This window comes from Marichromatium bheemlicum (assembly GCF_012276755.1).
GTDB lineage: Bacteria > Pseudomonadota > Gammaproteobacteria > Chromatiales > Chromatiaceae > Marichromatium > Marichromatium bheemlicum.
Genome location: NZ_JAAXKX010000010.1, coordinates 84,292 through 98,393 on the forward strand (window position 1 = coordinate 84,292; position 14,102 = coordinate 98,393).

Annotated in this window: 12 protein-coding genes; 1 reads left to right on the top strand and 11 read right to left on the bottom strand. The window is 65.1% G+C overall.

Translation table 11 applies throughout. The annotated features are described in order from the left end of the window. Positions 1-173: 173 nt before the first annotated feature. The 10 genes from HF203_RS08815 to HF203_RS08860 all read right to left on the bottom strand — a co-directional run bounded on the left by HF203_RS08815 (position 174) and on the right by HF203_RS08860 (position 11,666). Positions 174-1,886 (bottom strand): ATP-binding SpoIIE family protein phosphatase, encoded by a 1,713-nt coding sequence (locus HF203_RS08815; RefSeq protein WP_168668754.1) that lies wholly within the window; start codon positions 1,884-1,886, stop codon positions 174-176. A 17-nt stretch (positions 1,887-1,903) separates the two neighbouring features. After that, positions 1,904-2,209, bottom strand: a complete 306-nt coding sequence (locus tag HF203_RS08820) for an STAS domain-containing protein (RefSeq protein WP_168668756.1) — start codon at positions 2,207-2,209, stop codon at positions 1,904-1,906. Between the two features lie 73 nt (positions 2,210-2,282). Beyond that, the gene (locus HF203_RS08825) at positions 2,283-3,368 is read right to left on the bottom strand and encodes a chemotaxis-specific protein-glutamate methyltransferase CheB (protein WP_168668758.1); all 1,086 of its coding nucleotides are present in this window, start codon (positions 3,366-3,368) and stop codon (positions 2,283-2,285) included. Between the two features lie 22 nt (positions 3,369-3,390). Next, a complete protein-coding gene (locus tag HF203_RS08830) occupies positions 3,391-4,587 on the bottom strand; it encodes a methyl-accepting chemotaxis protein (RefSeq protein ID WP_168668760.1) in 1,197 nt (398 codons plus the stop codon). 89 nt (positions 4,588-4,676) lie between these two features. Further along, on the bottom strand, positions 4,677-5,285 hold the full coding sequence (gene cheD, locus HF203_RS08835; protein ID WP_168668762.1) for a chemoreceptor glutamine deamidase CheD: 609 nt from the start codon (positions 5,283-5,285) through the stop codon (positions 4,677-4,679). A 2-nt stretch (positions 5,286-5,287) separates the two neighbouring features. Continuing rightward, positions 5,288-6,130: a CheR family methyltransferase gene (locus HF203_RS08840; protein ID WP_168668764.1), complete on the bottom strand. Its 843-nt coding sequence runs from the start codon at positions 6,128-6,130 to the stop codon at positions 5,288-5,290. Positions 6,131-6,252: 122 nt separating this feature from the next. Then, positions 6,253-8,499 (bottom strand): methyl-accepting chemotaxis protein, encoded by a 2,247-nt coding sequence (locus tag HF203_RS08845; RefSeq protein ID WP_425483205.1) that lies wholly within the window; start codon positions 8,497-8,499, stop codon positions 6,253-6,255. Positions 8,500-8,565: 66 nt separating this feature from the next. Beyond that, the gene (locus tag HF203_RS08850) at positions 8,566-9,069 is read right to left on the bottom strand and encodes a chemotaxis protein CheW (protein ID WP_062274825.1); all 504 of its coding nucleotides are present in this window, start codon (positions 9,067-9,069) and stop codon (positions 8,566-8,568) included. Between the two features lie 49 nt (positions 9,070-9,118). Beyond that, positions 9,119-11,269, bottom strand: coding sequence for a chemotaxis protein CheW (locus HF203_RS08855; protein WP_168668768.1), 2,151 nt, complete (start codon positions 11,267-11,269; stop codon positions 9,119-9,121). Between the two features lie 31 nt (positions 11,270-11,300). Further along, the gene (locus tag HF203_RS08860; RefSeq protein WP_168668770.1) at positions 11,301-11,666 is read right to left on the bottom strand and encodes a response regulator; all 366 of its coding nucleotides are present in this window, start codon (positions 11,664-11,666) and stop codon (positions 11,301-11,303) included. Positions 11,667-12,212: 546 nt separating this feature from the next. Between HF203_RS08860 and HF203_RS08865 the strand changes: the two genes are divergently transcribed. Continuing rightward, the gene (locus tag HF203_RS08865) at positions 12,213-12,782 is read left to right on the top strand and encodes an Lcl C-terminal domain-containing protein (protein WP_168668772.1); all 570 of its coding nucleotides are present in this window, start codon (positions 12,213-12,215) and stop codon (positions 12,780-12,782) included. 470 nt (positions 12,783-13,252) lie between these two features. On the opposite strand, the gene HF203_RS08870 is transcribed toward HF203_RS08865, so the two are convergent. Beyond that, positions 13,253-13,588, bottom strand: coding sequence for a hypothetical protein (locus HF203_RS08870; protein ID WP_168668774.1), 336 nt, complete (start codon positions 13,586-13,588; stop codon positions 13,253-13,255). Between the last annotated feature and the right edge of the window lie 514 nt (positions 13,589-14,102).

The window sequence follows — 14,102 nt, forward strand, 5'->3', positions numbered from 1 at the left end:
CTCGCCGGTCCAAGCCAGGATTGAAGAGGCATTGCAAGGCGCCCGCCCGAAAGCAAGGGGAGCGAGTCGTGCCAAGGTATGTCACATCCGCCCCGCCGACAAGCCGTCGACATCAGCCGAAGTGTGATTCTGCGAAGTGGTTGCCCCGGCGCAACGGCAGAGGCGGTACGCGACTACCAGCGATACTGGGCCTCGACCCGTGAGCCGGAGGGATCGATATCGACCGACTCGCACAGACCCCGCACCAGCGCCAACCCCCGCCCCCAGGGACAGCTGGCATCCGGACTCGGGAAGTGTTCGGCATCGAGATTGAAACCACGCCCGCTATCGCTGACCGAGATCACCACCAAACCGCCATCGGGCTGTGGCTCGAACCGGACCTCGACCCGCACCCAACCCTGGCAGCCCTCGACCAGCCGGGTCGAGCGCTCACGATAATAGGCCTCGAAGCCATCGGCAGTGCGCTTCATCTGCGAGGAGAGGCCGAGCACCCCGTGTTCGAGGGCATTGGCATAGAGTTCGGCGAACACCGTCTCCAGCGCCCCTTCCTGGGTCTCGAGCCCATCGAGCAAACCGAGCGGCCCGAGTGCGGCGCGCAGCGAGGGTGGATTGCCGATCTGCCCGTCACGCAACTCCAGCGACCAGTTCCAACTGCCGCTGCTGCCACGCACCAACTGGCCGCTGGCCACCGGCATGGTGGCAGCATCGAGCGGACATTCGAGCAGGGCGATGTCATCGAGCTGCTCGGTCTGCTCGCAGTGACGATCGAGCGCCTCGACCAGGGTCGGCAACAGCGCCTCGTCGGGACGCCAGCCGTGGAGCAGCTCCATCAACCCCCGCTCGATGAACATCCGCCCATCGCGATCGAGCGCCTCGAGCAGACCATCACTCATCAACAACAAACGATCGCCGGGAGAGAGCGCGAGTCGGTGGCGCGGCTCGCGCGTCGGGAACTCGGGTTGGATGCCTAGCGGCAGGGCGTGCGAGGAGAGCTCGACGAGGGCCGCGCGGGTACGCAGCCAGCCACTGGGCATGCCTCCGTTCCACCAATACAGGGCATCGCCCGAGGCGGGGATCGAGACCAGCACCGCGGCCATGAAACGGTCGGCCGGCAACACCTGATGGAGCTTGCGATTGATCGCCGCGAGTACCCGCGCATCGTCGGCACCACGCCGCGTCAGGGTGTGGAAGATGTCGGCCACCGGCAGCGCCCCGAAGGCAGCGGCCAACCCATGGCCGGTGAAGTCCCCGAGCAGGATCCGCAACCCGCCATCGGGTAGCCGCTGGGTCAGCACCAGATCACCGTTGAACAGTGCCGCCGGACGCTGTAGCAGCGCCAGGCGCTCGACCTCGGCGTTACGGTTGCCGACGGCGTAGCTCAGCACCCGCTCGGCCAGCGCCTGCTCCTCGTGCTCACGCTCGAGCATCTCGGCGAGGGCGAGTTTCTGCGCCGCGAGCCGTCGGTGCAGATCCCGCACCCGCTCCATCGCCCGAATCCGTGACTTGAGCACCCCGAGACTGAAGGGCTTGGAGAGGAAGTCATCGCCACCGGCGGCGATACAGCTGGTCATCGACTCCTCGTCGCTCAACGCGGTGAGAAAGATCACCGGCACGAAGTCCATGCCCGAGAGCTGCTTGATCCGGGTCGTCGTCTCCAGCCCGCTGAGTTCGGGCATCATCACGTCCATGAAGACGATATCGGGACGCTCGGCGGTAAACAGCTCCAGCGCCACCTCGCCACTGAGCGCCTCGAGCGTGCGAAAGCCCTCGCGCTGCAGCATCCGCGCCAAGAGCCGGCAATTGGCCAATTCGTCATCGACGATCAAGGCGGTCCCACGCGGTGTCTCGGACGGTGCGCCGGCAGCGGCAGGTGTAGCGGGTTCCATGATGTCTCCCGAGCCGCTCAGTCGAAGGCGAACAGACGATCGAAATTGGCGATCTTGAGCACCCGCAGCACATCCCCCTTGGCGTTGACGATACGCACCTGGGCGCGATCACCGCCGGCATGTTCGCGCAGCAGCAGCAGCATGCCCAACGCCGAGCTGTCGAGATAGGTCGCCGCGCCGAGATCGACGATGAAGCGCATGCTGGCCGGCGAGAGGTCACGATAGGCGTCGCGAAAGAGCTTGTGCAACGAGAAGTCGAAGCGACCATCGACGCTGATCTTGACCTCGGAGTGGGTGTCGTCGAGCTGACGTGTCACAGACATGATCTGAGTTCCTGGATTGGGCCGCTGGCATGTCCCTGGACAACGCCGGGCATGGGTTGGATGAGGCACACTATCAGTGCGATCGTTCAGCGGATGCCCGGGCACGCGAGGCCTTGAGCAGCGCATCGCCGATTGCGTGCAACGGGAGTACCGCGCTCGCCGCGCCGCGCTTGACCGCCTCGCCGGGCATCCCCCAGACCACGCTGGAGGCCTCGTCCTGCGCGACAGTATAGACACCGAGATCGTGTAGCTGCTTGAGGCCGGCGGCGCCATCGGCACCCATCCCGGTCAGCAGCGCGGCGCAGGCATTGGTACCGGCGGTGTGAGCGACCGACTCGAACAGGACATCGACACTCGGGCGGTGTCGGTTGACCGGCGCCTTGTCGTTGATCCTGCAGACATAGCGGGCACCATCGCGAGCCAGTTGCAGGTGCCGATCCCCCGGGGCGATATAGACGTGTCCCGGCATCATCCGATCACCCTCGGCGGCCTCCTTGACCACCAGTCCGGTCTGGCGGTTCATCCGCTCGGCGAAGGCGGCGCTGAACCCCGGGGGGATGTGCTGCACGATGGCGATCCCGGGGACATCCGGCGGCAGTCGCATGAGGATCTCGCGAATCGCCTCGGTCCCCCCGGTCGAGGCGCCGATGACGATGATGCGATCGGTGGTGCGGTAATGGCGCAGCGCCGGGGCCTGCGGGCGCGGACGCGGCGGCGCGGCGCCAGCCACTGGCAGCACGGAGTTGGCGCGGATCCGCACGCGCGAGGCGACGCGGATCTTCTCGATCAGTTCGGCGGCATAGTCCTTTAGATGACCGCTGACATCGAGCGCCGGTTTGCAGACGAAGTCGACGGCCCCGAGTTCGAGTGCCTGGAGGGTGACGTCGGCGCCACGCTCGGTCAGCGACGAGACCATCACCACCGGCATCGGCCGCAGCCGCATGAGATTGCGCAGGAAGGTCAGGCCGTCCATGCGGGGCATCTCGACATCGAGTGTCAGGACGTCGGGTTCGAGCGCCTTGATCCGCTCGCGCGCGACATAGGGATCCTGGGCGGTACCCACCACCTCGATGTCGGCGGCGGTGTTGAGCAGCTCGGAGAGCAGCTTGCGCACCAGCGCCGAGTCATCGATCACCAAGACACGAATCGCTCTACCCACGACGATGCTCCCGTCTCTACGTTCAGAACAGTTCGATATCCCCTTCGTCCATCGACTGCTGGGTCACCGAGCGATGAGCCGCCTGCTCGAGTTCGGCCTGGAGGCGTTCGAGCCGCTCACGCGCTGCGGCGACATCGTCGCCGGTCGGATCGATCAACGGCAGCTGGCGCAACTCGGCCGCGAAGCGCTCCATGAAGTCGATCCGAACCTGGGCGCGTGACATCACCTGATGGGCGATATCCTGGAATTGCAGCAACCGGATCGCGTCGGCGACACTGGCCTGGATGCGCTCGACGATCCCGGTGAGTTGGTCGAGCCCCGAGGAGACGTTGCGATTGAGCAGCTGCACTTGCTCGATCATGTCGTCCATCGCCCCCTTGGCAGTGATCGAGGCATTCATGTCCTGCGAGGCCATGCTGGCGACAATGGCGTGGGTATCGGCGAAGAAGCCCTGGGTCTGCTCGACCTGGCTGCGGATCTGCTCGGTGAAGGCCGCCGAGTCCATCGACAGCTTGCGGACCTCCTGGGCCACCACCGAGAAGCCACGCCCGGACTCCCCGGCACGCGCCGCTTCGATCGCCGCATTGAGCGCCAGCAGATTGGTCTGGCGGGCAATCTTGGTGGCGCCATCGAGTCCGTCGAAGATCCCATCGATCTGCGCCGAGAGGTCCTCGATCTGATGGACGACCTGGACGCTGTGCTTGCCCATGTCGATCAGTCGGGCGACATTTTCCTCCAAGAGCTTGCTGTTCTCCTCGAGAAAGACGTTCATGTCGATGTGCGGCATGTCCGCATCATCGCTCTCGTCCTCACTACCGGACATCCCCTGAACTAGACGAACCACCAGCCCCTGCTGGACCTTCGAGGCCTCAGAGAGGCCCTGGAAGCTCTGTTGCAGGTCGTTGGAGGCCTGCTCGACGAGACCGTCGACCTGCCCGATGAGCTCGCGCAGCTCGGTCATCTCGGGGACGATCAGTGCATCGATCTCGCGCACCAGCTCCCAGAGTTCACGATCGGCGCCCGCCTGCGGCTGAGGCTCATGGTGCAGCACGGGTAGTGGCCGTTGAGGCCGCTGCAACGTCCGCCACTGCATCCCGACCCAGGCCAGCACCAGCACCAGCGTACCCAACCAGGGCACCACCCCGGGCAGTAGCAGCTGTTGCAGTAGCACGGCCAGGCCGAGCGAGAGCGGGAGCCAATATGGCTTGAGCTTCGACATATCTCCTCCATGCCAGGCCTGTACTCACTGTCGAGCGCTCACGGCGGCCGGGATCGGTAGCGGATCGGCGGGTACCGACCCGATGGAATTCAAAACAGCTCGACATCGCCCTCCACCTTGGACTGACGCAACCGCTGCCGGTAGGTCAGTTCACGCTCGATGATGGTGTCGTTGTGCAGGCTGCGCAGCCGCTTGACCAACACCTTGCCGGTGGCGGGAAAGAAATAGACCTTGCGCGGATAGTTGCCGAGCAGATCTCGCGCGATCAAGGGTATCCCTTCGGTGTCGAGATAGTCGATCACGAAGTCCGCGTTGCGCTCACCGACCATGTTGTTCTTGAAGCCCGGGAGCACATTGCCGCCACCGAACACCTTGGCCTCGAGATTGTGGCGCCGTGCACCGAGCTTCAACAGCTGGTTGATGAGGATCTCCATGGCGTAGTCGCCATAGCGCATCGAGCGGCCGAAGCGGTTTTCCTCCTCGCGCTTGTCATCGGGCAGCATGAAGTGGTTGATGCCGCCGATGCCACTGATCCGATCGCGTACGCAGGCGCCGACGCAGGAGCCGAGCACGGTCACCATCAATAGGTCTCGGTTGGAGACATAGTATTCGCCCGGCAGGATCTTGACGGCATCGGTGCCGAAGTTCCGGTCGTAGTAGTAATTAGGGGCGAGGATCTCCTCGAAACCGGCGCTCATGGTCACCTCGTGCGTGCTGATGGTCGTGCAACGGGGATACAGACGGTCTGGCCCCGAGGACGAAACAGATCGGCCGCGTGCAGCAGGCTCTCCGAGTGACCGACGAACAGCAATCCCTGTGGATAGAGCAGCGGGTGGAAGTGCTGCATCAGTCGATATTGGGTCGGCTTGTCGAAATAAATCAGCACATTCCGACAGAACACTGCGGCAAAGGGGCCTCGCATCGGCCATGAGTCCTCGAGCAGGTTGAAGCGACGAAAGTGCACCAACGCACGCACCGCCGGATTCACCCGCACCATCCCGGCATGCCCCCCTCGCCCACGCTGGAAGAAGCGTCGCGTGAGGTCGTGGGAGAGGCGTTCGACACGCTCAGCCGAATAGATCCCGGCCCGCGCCTGATCGAGCACGTTGGTGTCGAGATCGGTGGCGAGGATCCGCACCGGAGGGGTCCAGGTGCCGAAGGTGTCGATCATCGTCATCGCCATCGAATAGGGCTCCTCGCCGGTCGAACAGGCCGCAGACCACAGCTTCAGCGGCCGGCGTGTCTGCTGGTGCAGGGCACGGATATGCTCGGCGAGGATCGGGAAGTGGTGCGCCTCGCGAAAGAACGAGGTCAGATTGGTCGTCAGCGAGTTGACGAAGTGCTGCCACTCGTCACCGTCGCTCATCAAGCGCTCGAGATAGTCCTCGAACGAACGCAGCCCGGTGGCGCGGAGTCGACGCGTGATCCGGCTGTAGACCATGTCCACCTTACCGGCATGCAGCGAGATACCGGCATAGGTGTAGATGAGCTTACGAATCCGCTCGAAGTCGTGCTTGGTGAAGGGGAACTCACGCTCGTGCATCGTCTGGGTTCACTGACGACCGCGCCGCGACGCGGTCCCTTCCCTGGACCACTCACCCCGCCGCAGCGGCGGGGCGCACGGATCGATCGACGGTCTCGACCACCGCCGCCCCGCAAACGCGGTCAGAACTCCTCCCAGTCGCCGTCATCGCCCGCCGGTGGCGCCGCCATCTTCTTCGGCTTGGACTGGGCGAGCGGCCGCTTGGTCGCCACCGGGCGTGCCGCGCTCGGACGCACCGCAGGCGTGGTCACCGTCCTCGGCGCCAATCCCTGTCCGCCGAGGCCCTGCTCGACCTTGAACACCGAGACCACCTTGGCCAGGGCGCGGGCCTGTTCCTCGAGCGACTCGGCCGCAGCGGCGGCCTCCTCGACCAAGGCGGCGTTCTGTTGGGTGACGTCGTCCATCTGGGTGACGGCCTGGTTGATCTGCTCGATCCCGGCCGATTGCTCGTCGGAGGCGGCCGAGATCTCGGCCATGATGTCGGTGACGCGCTTGATCGAGGTGACGATCTCATCCATCCGCTCACCGGCCTCGTTGACCTGCGCGGTGCCCGAGTCGACCTTCTCGACGCTATCGGTGATGAGTGTCTTGATCTCCTTGGCGGCGTTGGCCGAACGCTGGGCGAGGTTGCGCACCTCGGCGGCGACCACCGCGAAGCCACGCCCCTGCTCGCCGGCACGGGCCGCCTCGACCGCGGCGTTGAGCGCGAGGATGTTGGTCTGGAAGGCGATGCCGTCGATCACCCCGATGATGTCGGCGATCTTCTTGCTCGCCTCGGAGATCGCCGCCATGGTCTCGACCGAGGCCTGCACCACGTTCCCGCCCTTGACCGCGACCTCGGAGGAGGTCACCGAGAGCTGATTGGCCTGACGGGCGTTATCGGCGTTCTGCTTGACCGTGCTGGTGAGCTCCTCCATCGAGCTGGCGGTCTCCTCCAGCGAGCTGGCCTGCTCCTCGGTGCGCTGACTGAGGTCCTGGTTGCCGGTGGCGATTTCGTTGGAGGCGGTATTGATGGTGTCGACCGACTCCTTGATACGCAGCACCAACTGCTGCAGGTTGGTCACCGTGGTGTTGACGCCGTCCTTGGTCTCGCCGAACAGCCCCGGGTAGTCCTTGGTGATGGTCTGGGTGAGATCGCCCTCGGCGAGCGACTTGGAGACCCGCATCACGTCCTTGAGTCCGACCTCGGTGGTGTCGGAGAGCTGATTGAGCAACTGCGCGATCTCCTGCGCAAAGCCCTGTTTACCGGCCAGCTCGAGGCGCACGCTGAAATTACCCTGGGTGGCGGCATCGACGATGCTGCGAATCTCGTTGACCACATTGTTCATCGACACCACCGAGGCATTGACCCCGGTCTTGGTGCGTCCGAACAGCCCCGGGTAGTCGCGGGTGATCGACTGCGACAGATCCCCCGCGGCGAGCGCGTCGGCCACACGCGAGATGTCCTTGAGACCGGTCTCGGTGGTATCGGAGAGCTGATTGATGTTGACGCTGATATCCTTGCCGAAGCCCTGTTTGTCGGCCAGGTCGATGCGCTTGGAGAAGTCACCCTCGGCGGCCCCTTCAACGACCAGCGCGATCTCACCGACCAGCGACTTGAGCGTCTCCTGCATGCGCTTGAGCGAATAGAGCAGGCTGGTGTCGTCGTCGGGCTTGGTACGGATCTCGTGGGAGAGATCACCGGCGGCGATGGTCTTGACCATCGAGGCGGCATAGCTGGGCTCACCGCCGAGCTGTTTCATCAACCCGCGCACGATCCACAGGCCGACGATGACACCGACTACCAGCGCAATGATGCAGAGCGCCAGCACCTGGGTGGTGGCCGAATCAACGTTCTGTTGGGCCTCTTCGCCGGCCTCACGCATCAATTCGGTCTGGAAGCTGATCAGCGCCGCGATCGCGCGCAGATAGTCACGTTGGGCGTCCTCGACCTCGGTCTCGAGCAAGGCCTTGGCCGCCTCGCGCTGACCGCCGCGCAGCAGCCCCATCAACCGCGCCTGGGCATCGACATAGGACTCACGCGCATCACGCGTCGAGGCCAGCAGGCGCAGCCCCTCGGGTGAGGTGATCATCGACTCGAGGCGATCGAGATCCTTGGTGATCTCGCGGCCATGATGATCGATCGCATCCATCTCACGCTGGGTGGTCAGACGATCGTCATAGACCAGGATGTTGCGCACCGAGCGCGCCACCGCGTTGACGCTGTCGATGACATTGTTGGCATGGACCGTCTTCGGGAACAGGTCCTGGGTGATGGAGTCGATGTTGCGATCGATCCCGTAGATCTTGTTGATGCCAATGAACCCGACGGCCCCCAACAACACCAGCACGATGCCGAAGCCCAGGCCCAAGCGTGTCGCGACCTTCATATTCCCCATGTCGGCTCTCCCGTCATGCTCTCGATTACCGACGCCACCGCACCCGCGGCGACGCGCTCACTCGGCACTCGCGCGTGCCTGGTCGACCAGCCCCATCTCCTCGCTGTTCATCAGCCGCTCGATGTTCACCATGATCACCATCCGCTCCTCAAGCGTGGCCAGGCCATCGATATAGGCGGTATCGAGCACGGCGCCGAACTCCGGTGCCGGACGGATCTGGTCCTGGTGCAGCGCGATCACATCGGAGACCCCGTCGACGACCATACCGACCACGCGTCCGGTGATGTTGAGGATGATCACCACGGTGAACTGGTTGTACTCGACCTCACCGAGATCGAACTTCAGGCGCATGTCGATGATCGGCACGATCACTCCGCGCATGTTGATCACGCCCTTGATGAAGTGTGGCGAGTTGGCGATCTTGGTGACGGTGTCGTAGCCGCGGATCTCCTGCACGTTGAGGATGTCGATGCCGTATTCCTCGTCGCCCAGGGTGAAGGTGAGATACTCGCGCGAGTCCTCGCTGTTGACGGTGGTCGAATCCTGAGAATCTTCGTTCATCGGTTCCTCCACGGGACTACTACTCCTCTTCGGCGGTGGTGGATGACGGTCAAGACGTCTTACGACTGAGCCTGACCAGCGCGTCGACGTCGAGGATCATAGCGACCCGGCCATCGCCCATGATGGTTGCCCCGGAGATCCCCTCGACCTTGCGGTAGTTGGTCTCGAGACTCTTGATCACGACCTGGTGCTGGGCAAGCAGGTCGTCGACCTGCAACGCGGCACGCCCCTCGTTCGACTCGATGATCACCAGGATCGACGCCTCCGGCGCGACCTGCTGCACGCTCAACCCGAAGAGCTGGTGCAAGGCGACGAGCGGCAGATACTCCTCGCCGACATGAACCACGTTGCCCTTGCCGGCCAGGGTCTTGCACTGTCCCGGCTGGGGCCGGATGGACTCACGGATCACCGTCAGCGGAAGGATGAAGGTCTCGTCGCAGACGCGTACCGACATGCCATCGAGGATCGCCAGGGTCAGCGGCAGGCGGATGGTGATGCGCGTCCCCTGCCCCGGCTCGGAGTCGATCTCGACACGCCCGTTCATCGCCTCGATGTTACGGCGCACCACATCCATGCCGACACCGCGCCCGGAGATGTCGGTCACCGCCTTCGCCGTCGAGAAGCCCGGCGCGAAGATCAGCTGCCAGACTTCCTTGTCGGAGGGGTTGTCGGGGAGCGCCACGCCCCGCTCGGCGGCCTTGGCGAGCAGCCGTTCGCGATCGAGCCCGGCACCGTCGTCGCTGACCTCGACGACCACGTTACCGCCGCGATGGCTGGCCGCGAGGACGATCTCACCGGTCTCGGGCTTGCCCTGCTCGATGCGCTGCTGGGCGGTCTCGATGCCGTGATCGATGCTGTTGCGCACCAGGTGGTTGAGGGGATCGGCGAGGCGTTCGATCAGCCCCTTGTCGAGTTCGGTGTCCTCACCGATGAGTCGTAGCGAGACCTTCTTGTCGAGCGCTGCAGCGGTATCACGCACCACCCGAGGAAAGCGATTAAAGACGAAGCTGATCGGCATCATCCGGATCGACATCACCGCCTGCTGCAGGTCGCGTGAGTTGCGCTCGAGGTTGGACAACCCGTCGAGCACCCGCTCCTGGGCGACGGGATCGAGCCCCGAGGCCGACTCGGCGAGCATCGCATGGGTGATCACCAACTCGCCGACGAGGTTGATGAGCTGGTCGACCTTCTCGACACTGACCCGGATCGAGGACTCGCCCTGGGGTTGACGCCGGACGCCACCGGGCTGGCGCCGCGGGGCCGCCCCACTGGGGGGCGGGGGCGATGCGGGTGCCGACTCGGCATTCGCCGGATCGGCCCCAGGCGCCCCCGGCGCCGTCGCGAAGAAGCCGAACCCCTGTTGCAGCTCCTCGCGCTGCCGCGCGGCGGTCTCGGCCACCTGCTCCATCCCCGGGCTGTCGTCGAACAGGCCAAAACCATCGAGTTCCTGATCGCCACTGCTGGGCGCGGCGCCGGGGGCGTCCTCGAAGAGACCGAAACCCGCCTCGTCCGCATCCGCCGCCGCCTCGGCCTGCCCCATGGCGGTGATCTCCACCTCGCTCGGATCACAGAGGAAGTCGAAGATCTCGACGATGGCCTCGCGCCCAGCTGCGGTATGAAGTCGCCAGTTCAGCCGCTCACCGGGCGTGGTGGCGGCCGGGGTATGCTCGAGTTCACCGAGTTCGGCGAGGGCGGCGACCAGACCCGCCTCGCGGTCCGGGGCCTCGAGCAGACCGGCGTTGAAGGTGATGCCCCACCAGGTTCGGGGGTCGGGGTCGACGAGGGGGGAGACGGACTCGGCGGCGGGCAGGTCACCCTGGGCGAGGGTCTCGAGCCGCTCGCAGACGGCAGCGATCTGCGGATCCTCGAACTCGGTGCCCTGTTGGTGGGCGGCGAGCTGGGCCTTGAGTAGATCACCGGCCTGCAGGGTGGTGTCGATGATCTCCACGCTCGGGTGCAGCTCATGCTTGCGCACCCGGTCGAGCAGGGTCTCGAGGATATGGGTCACCCGGGCGACATCGCTGAAGCCAAAGGTCCCCGCGCCGCCCTTGATGGAGTGCGCCGCCCGGAAGATGGCATTGAGCACCTCCGGGTCGGGGGCCTCGATATCCAGCTCCAGCAGCAAGGTCTCCATCTCGGCCAGGTGCTCGCTGGCCTCGTCGAAGAAGACCTGATAGAAACGGGTCATATCGATGGTCATGTCCGCCTCTTTCCGTGTGCGCGGGGGCGCCTCAGCCGATCACTTTGCGAACGACCTCCAGCAGCTTCTGCGGATCGAAGGGCTTGACCAACCAGCCGGTGGCGCCCGCGGCCCGCCCCTGGCTCTTCATGGCGTCGCCCGACTCCGTGGTCAACATCAGGATGGGGGTAGAGCGATAATTGGGCAGCGCGCGCAACTGCTTGATCAGACTCACCCCGTCCATCCGCGGCATGTTCTGGTCGGTGAAGATTAGGTCGAAGCGACCGGCCCGCGCCTTGTCGAGTCCGTCTTGGCCATCGACCGCCTCGGTCACGCTGTAGCCGGCCTCCTTGAGGGTAAAGGAGACCATCTGGCGAATGGAGGCGGAGTCGTCCACGGTGAGAATCGTCTTAGCCATCGAGAGAATGTTCCGAATTCAAGTGTCTCTGTGTGCCCCATCTGGGGACGCCTGGCAGACGCAAAAGCATCTCTTGTCGTCTCGGCGAACCACCCGCGTCACGGCCCTGTCGGATCGTAGCCACCCGCACGCGATACGCGTGCCAAACAGCGTCACAGACCTTTGGGGACACGTCAAGCGAGCATGCGTGCGACATGATCGCGGTGGGGATCGAAGGGGCTGATTTTCCTGGGTTCGAGCCCATACCGGCAGAGGCGAGGCCCCCGGCAGGCGATGGAGAGGATGATACGCGTGCGGCCCTGGAATCGGGCCAAGGTGTGGCATGGCACATGGTGGTCACGGTCTGTTCGTCAAGGCTCCTTGTTCAGCGCTAGCGCCTGGGCTCAATCGACCGCTCATCGGACCAGGGTCGGTCTCGATTGCATGCGCCCTTGCCTCGCGGGGCATCCAGTCTTGGCGACGAAGTGACCGCATCCACACTCGCGTCTCCATAATATAGTCATGATGTGCACAAGACCACCGTCCAATCGCACCCCCTCGAAATCCATGTCCAGACCATCGTCACGCCTCGTCTCTCTGCTCACCCTCGGTGTCCTCACCACAACGCCTCTCCTGGCTCAGCCGCCAGCGGCGCCCGGGGTGATCCCCGATGCCGCCGAGATCTGTCTACCCAATCGGGCCCAGACGACGCCCTCGGCCGACTTCACCCTGATCGAGGAGGGCCAAGCGGTACGCCACCAACCCACCGGACTCGACTGGCAGCGCTGCGCCCTCGGCCAGCGTTGGGACGGGCGCGACTGCGTGGGACGCCCCGGCAGCTGGTCATGGCGTGCCGCCGAGGCGCTGGTCGCCCAACGGGATGACGGCTGGCGCCTGCCGCGCGCCGACGAACTCACCACCATCGTCGAGCGTTGCCACCCCGGCCCCGCAGTCAACCCACAAGTCTTCCCCAATACCCCGGGGCTCATCTTCTGGACCAGCTCAGGCGATACCGGCGGCCTCGATCGAGCCTGGGCGGTAAGCTTCTTCGCCGGCAGCCGCTACCGCATGAGCAAGGAGCAAGAGGGCGCGATCCGCCTGGTACGCGAGGCCCCGGCAGGGGCCGCCGCCCCCTGAGCCCCCCCGAGCCCCTCCGAGCCCGCACCCGGCAATAGTCGCAGCGAGACGCAGGCCTCACGTCCAGAGCGGCCGGTGCGAGCCGGCAACTCGCCTGACACACCCGTCGCCTGTTCGCGGCCCCGATCGCACGCCCCTCGGCGGCCCTCCCCCGACACCACGGCATGAGCCTTGAGAGTCGAGGCAACTGCAAGCCAGTTCAACACGAATCGTGAATAAAAACACAGAATTGTCCCGGGTGACGACCGTGCCTCCGGGAGCGAGAGCGAGGGGACCGATGAGCGCCGACTGCGCCGACTCGATGAGCGCGCGCGGCGGGCGAGCAGGACAAGTGCAGGGGGCGGTGTGCGGACTCTGAAGACCGATACCGGCTCACAGCGAGCGAGGCCGGAGGCGAGCCGGAAGCCGCGACCGCGTCCGTACCGGCGAGGTCGGACGCGGTCACTTCAAACAGACGTCGTGGATCAGGCTCACCAGGGACGATATTCGAGCCCCGGGATCGCCTCTCGGTCGAAGACCTTGGGCAGGCACTGCATCAGCTCCTCGAGCTCGTCGAGCACCATGTGGCGTCCATAGGAGGCCTTGGCGGCATCGATCGGCAGCTCCACCCAATAGCGCGACTCGGCGGGCTCGTAGAGGATCTGCAGCACGTTCTCATCGGCATCGATGATGCCCAGATAATCGTCCTCGCTCTGCAGCCGCGGCACCAGCTGCTCGCGAATCGCCCGCGCGCTCATCTCCACCGCGCTGGCCGAGGAGACGGACTCACCCGCCCGTTCGAACAGATAAAAGACTCGATAGTGCATGGTCGACAGTCATCGCTCCAGTGTAAACGCCGCGAAGACGCATCCATCCCGCGGCCAGATGTTTCCATACGGCACCGTCCCGGCCGGGACCATGGACGAAGCCATGCTATGATCCCGCCCGCAGACGATCGCTCCCTGGCTGTGGCCATCAACCCGGCCATCCCGGGATGCTGATCGATTCCCGGAGCGGAATCAATCGGACGTCCATTACCGCGCGCCCCTGGATGCAGGGTCCCGGGCGTTCGAGCGGTTGTCCACGTCGTCGGGCCGGGCCCTCGCCGCACGCGTGCGACAGGCCGCCCACCGCCGACAGGATCGGCCAGCGCACGACGGCCACGGTCACGGACACGGGCGTCCAACCCCCGAACATACCGCGACTCGCACCACCCGTGCGCGATTGATTGTGGGGACAGCGATCGACCCGCCACCGCCGCGGGACTGCGACACTCCCCGCCCGCGCCTCGGGAGCGCCTGTGGCGCCTGCCCCGCAAACACAGCAAATAACCTTTTTTAT

Bases quoted from the DNA above. Each gene is read 5' to 3' on its own strand.
- HF203_RS08815 (WP_168668754.1), bottom strand. From the start codon at position 1,886: ATGGAACCCGCTACACCTGCCGCTGCCGGCGCACCGTCCGAGACACCG.
- HF203_RS08820 (WP_168668756.1), bottom strand. From the start codon at position 2,209: ATGTCTGTGACACGTCAGCTCGACGACACCCACTCCGAGGTCAAGATC.
- HF203_RS08830 (WP_168668760.1), bottom strand. From the start codon at position 4,587: ATGTCGAAGCTCAAGCCATATTGGCTCCCGCTCTCGCTCGGCCTGGCC.
- cheD (WP_168668762.1), bottom strand. From the start codon at position 5,285: ATGAGCGCCGGTTTCGAGGAGATCCTCGCCCCTAATTACTACTACGAC.
- HF203_RS08840 (WP_168668764.1), bottom strand. From the start codon at position 6,130: ATGCACGAGCGTGAGTTCCCCTTCACCAAGCACGACTTCGAGCGGATT.
- HF203_RS08845 (WP_425483205.1), bottom strand. From the start codon at position 8,499: ATGAAGGTCGCGACACGCTTGGGCCTGGGCTTCGGCATCGTGCTGGTG.
- HF203_RS08850 (WP_062274825.1), bottom strand. From the start codon at position 9,069: ATGAACGAAGATTCTCAGGATTCGACCACCGTCAACAGCGAGGACTCG.
- HF203_RS08855 (WP_168668768.1), bottom strand. From the start codon at position 11,269: ATGACCATCGATATGACCCGTTTCTATCAGGTCTTCTTCGACGAGGCC.
- HF203_RS08860 (WP_168668770.1), bottom strand. From the start codon at position 11,666: ATGGCTAAGACGATTCTCACCGTGGACGACTCCGCCTCCATTCGCCAG.
- HF203_RS08865 (WP_168668772.1), top strand. From the start codon at position 12,213: ATGTCCAGACCATCGTCACGCCTCGTCTCTCTGCTCACCCTCGGTGTC.
- HF203_RS08870 (WP_168668774.1), bottom strand. From the start codon at position 13,588: ATGCACTATCGAGTCTTTTATCTGTTCGAACGGGCGGGTGAGTCCGTC.